The following is a 577-nucleotide window of genomic DNA, read 5'->3' as shown; positions in this document are numbered from 1 at the left end:
CCGGCGTGGTCCCGCAGCAGCCGCCCACCAGCGACAGACCGTACTCACGGACGAACGTCTCCTGCGCGTCCGCCAGCCCTTTCGGACCGAGCGGGAAGTGCGCACCCTCCTTGCCGAGGATCGGCAGGCCGGCGTTGGGCATGCACAGCAAGGGAATGCGGGAGTGCCGGGTCAGATGCCGCAAATGCTCGGTCATCTCGGCCGGGCCGGTGGAACAGTTCAAGCCGATCATGTCGATGCCGAGCGGCTCCAGCGCGGTCAGCGCCGCGCCGATCTCCGAGCCGAGCAGCATCGTGCCGGTCGTCTCGAAGGCCATCGACACCAGCAGGGGCAGGTCGATGCCGAGGGCGTCCATCGCCCGCCGGGCGCCGAGGACCGACGCCTTGGTCTGGAGCAGATCCTGCGTCGTCTCCACCAGCAGCGCGTCCGCACCGCCCGCGATCAGACCCTCGGCGTTGCGCTGGAACCCGTCGCGCAGCACACCGTAGGAGACATGGCCGAGGGTGGGCAGCTTGGTGCCGGGACCCATCGAGCCGAGCACCCAGCGCTGCCGGCCGTCCCTCGCGGCGAACTCGTC

1 protein-coding gene is annotated in these 577 nt (G+C 70.4%); it reads right to left on the bottom strand.

Annotation, left to right across the window (positions count from 1 at the left end; genetic code table 11):
* A partial coding sequence (locus ACTT8P_RS38435) for a homocysteine S-methyltransferase family protein (RefSeq protein ID WP_442836427.1) occupies positions 1-577 on the bottom strand: 577 nt, incomplete at both ends.

It is taken from the genome of Streptomyces sp. JW3 (assembly GCF_052216785.1).
Taxonomy (GTDB): Bacteria; Actinomycetota; Actinomycetes; order Streptomycetales; family Streptomycetaceae; genus Streptomyces.
Note: the sequence above shows the minus strand (reverse complement) of the source record. Positions and strands in the feature narration are given on the sequence as shown.